This window comes from Halobellus sp. Atlit-38R (assembly GCF_003665925.1).
GTDB classification, from domain to species: Archaea; Halobacteriota; Halobacteria; order Halobacteriales; family Haloferacaceae; genus Haloquadratum; species Haloquadratum inordinatus.
The window spans coordinates 1-2,943 of sequence record NZ_QXIJ01000034.1 but is presented as its reverse complement, the minus strand read 5'-3'; the positions used below and the strand labels follow the sequence as shown (position 1 = coordinate 2,943).

The 2,943-nt window shown below is 66.9% G+C and carries 1 protein-coding gene; it reads left to right on the top strand.

Going from position 1 to position 2,943, the window contains the following annotated elements:
* Positions 1-37 precede the first annotated feature (37 nt).
* Positions 38-2,943, top strand: a 2,906-nt coding sequence (locus D3D02_RS17840; protein WP_147435689.1) for an FAD-binding and (Fe-S)-binding domain-containing protein, incomplete at its 3' end; no start/stop codon positions are given.

Genomic DNA, 2,943 nt, shown 5'->3' with positions numbered 1-2,943 from the left:
GCGGGTATAAGTGATAGTTACCCTCAGTAGTACGCATATGTCTGACCGCGACAGCGATGCCGTTCCCGACGGCGGTGTAGCCACCGCCGACCCGGCGAGAGACGCCCGTTCGAACTACCAGTACGTCTCCGAGGAGGTCGAACGGCCGGATCTGGTCGACGCGCTCTCGAAACGCGTCGACGGTGAAGTCCGCTTCGACACCTACACCCGGCAGATGTACGCCACCGACGCCAGCGCGTTCGAGGTGACGCCGATCGGCGTCGTCTTCCCGACTTCGACCGACGACGTCGCGAGCGTCGTCTCCTACTGCGCGAGCGAGGAGATTCCGGTGCTCCCGCGCGGCGGCGGGACGAGCCTCGCCGGCCAGACGGTCAACGAGGCAGTCGTCCTCGACTTCTCGCGTCACATGGACGCCGTTTACGACGTCGACCCCGACGCGCGAGAGGCGCACGTTCAGTCTGGGGCCATCCTCGCGACGCTCAACGATCAGGCGGCCGAGTACGGCCTGACGTTCGGCCCCGACCCGGCGGCTGGCAACCGGAGCGCCATCGGCGGCGCGATCGGCAACAACTCCACCGGCGCGCACTCGCTCGTCTACGAGAAGACCGATCACTACGTCGAGGAGGTCGAGGTCGTCCTCTCGGACGGCACGGTCACGACCTTCGGTGAGGTCAGCGTCGACGAACTACGCGAGCGGGCCGACCCCGACGGCGACGCCGAGGCGAAGATCGCCGCCGGCGTGATCGAGGTCCTCGACGAACAGGCCGAGGAGATCCACAAGCGCTACCCCGAGATGAAGCGGAACGTCTCGGGCTACAACCTCGACCGCCTGCTCGCCGAAGCCGAGGGCGAGTACGGCGAGGAGGGCGTCGTCAACCTCGCGCGCCTGCTCGCCGGCTCCGAAGGGACGCTCGCGGTCGTCACCGAGGCGACCGTCTCGCTGGAGCCGCTTCCGGAGACGAAGTCGGTCGCGCTCTTGACGTACGACAGCGTCGTCGACACCGTCAGCGACGTCGTCCACGTGCTGGAGCACGACCCCGCGGCGGTCGAACTCATCGACGACGTGCTGATCGGGTTGGCCTCAAACACGACGGAGTTCGCCGACGTGGCCGGGAAACTCCCCGACCGGACGGAAGCCGCACTCCTCGTTGAGTTCTACGCCGAAGACGACGAGGATGGCCGCGAGAAGGTTCGGAAGCTCCTCGAAGACCGCGTGCCTGGTCGCGGCGACGACGCGGCGGACGCCGATGTCGAACGATTCGCGTTCGACGCGCTAGAGGCCCACGAGAAGGCGGACCGCAAGGAACTCTGGAAGCTCCGGAAGTCCGGCCTCCCGATCCTGCTGGGACGCACCAGCGACGCGAAGCACATCAGCTTCCTCGAAGACTGCGCCGTCCCGCCGGAGCACCTCCCGAGGTTCGTCACCGAGTTCCAGTCGGTCCTCGAAGAGCACGACACCTTCGCGTCGTTCTACGCCCACGCCGGCCCCGGCGTCCTCCACGTCCGCCCGCTCGTCAATATAAAGTCACAGACAGACTTAGATGCGGTAGAGGACATTAGCGAGGCCGTGACTGACCTCGTCGTCGAACTCGGCGGTTCGGTCTCCGGCGAGCACGGCGACGGCCGCGCGCGGACCCAGTGGAACCGGAAGCTCTACGGCGATCAGCTCTGGAACGCGTTCCAGGATCTCAAGACCGCGTTCGACCCCGACTGGCTGCTCAATCCCGGGCAGGTCTGCGGCGACGTCTCGCTCACCGAGAACCTCCGGTTCGACCCCGAGTACGAGTTCGACGCCGGCTTCGACTCGGCGCTGGAGTGGGACAACGAGAACGGAATGCAGGGGATGGTCGAACTCTGTCACGGCTGCGGTGGCTGCCGCACCCAGCAGACCGAGGGCGGCGTGATGTGTCCGACCTACCGCGCGGCCGACGAGGAGATTACCGCCACGCGCGGCCGAGCGAATATGCTCCGGCAGGCGATGAGCGGCGACCTCCCGGACGACCCGACCGACGAGGAGTTCGTCACCGAGGTGATGGACCTCTGTATCGGCTGTAAGGGCTGTGCGAACGACTGTCCGAGCGAGGTCGACCTCGCGAAGCTCAAAGCCGAGGTGACTCACGCCTACCACGAGGAACACGGCTCCTCGCTGCGCTCGAAGATGTTCGCCAACTTCGACGTCCTCGCCAAACTCGGGAGCACGTTCGCGCCCGTCTCGAACTGGGCATCGAAGGTGCCCGGCGCGCGCGCCGTGATGGAACAGACGATCGGCATCGCGAGCGATCGCACGCTCCCCACGTTCGAGCGCGAGACGGTCCAGAAGTGGTTCAAAAAGCGCGGGGGGTCACGGGTCGCCGCCGACGAGGCCGACCGCCACGTCCTCTTGATCCCGGACACGTACACGAACTACAGCCACCCCGACGTCGGGAAGGCGGCCGTGGAAGTGCTCGAAGCCGCGGGCGTCCACGTCGAGGTCGCAGACGTCACCGACGTGGGGCGGCCGGCGTTCTCGAAGGGCTTCCTCGACATCGCCCGCGAGACGGCCGCTGAGACGGTCGAAACGCTCGTCCCGCGGATCGAGAACGGCTGGGACGTCGTCGTCCCCGAACCCTCCGACGCGGTGATGCTGCAGTCCGACTACGGCGACCTCCTCTCTGGCAGCGACGTCGAGACGGTACAGGCGAACAGTTACGGCGTCTGTGAGTACCTCGACACGTACCGCCTCGACGAGCAGATCGACTTCGACGCCCCCGACCGCTCGATCGCGTACCACGGCCACTGCCACCAGAAGGCGACGAAAAAGGACCACCACGCGGTCGGCGTGCTGCGACGGGCCGGCTACCGCGTGGATCCGCTTGATTCGGGCTGCTGTGGGATGGCCGGGACGTTCGGCTACGAGTCCGAACACCGCGCGATGAGCGAGGCGATCGGCGAGACGCTCAAGGG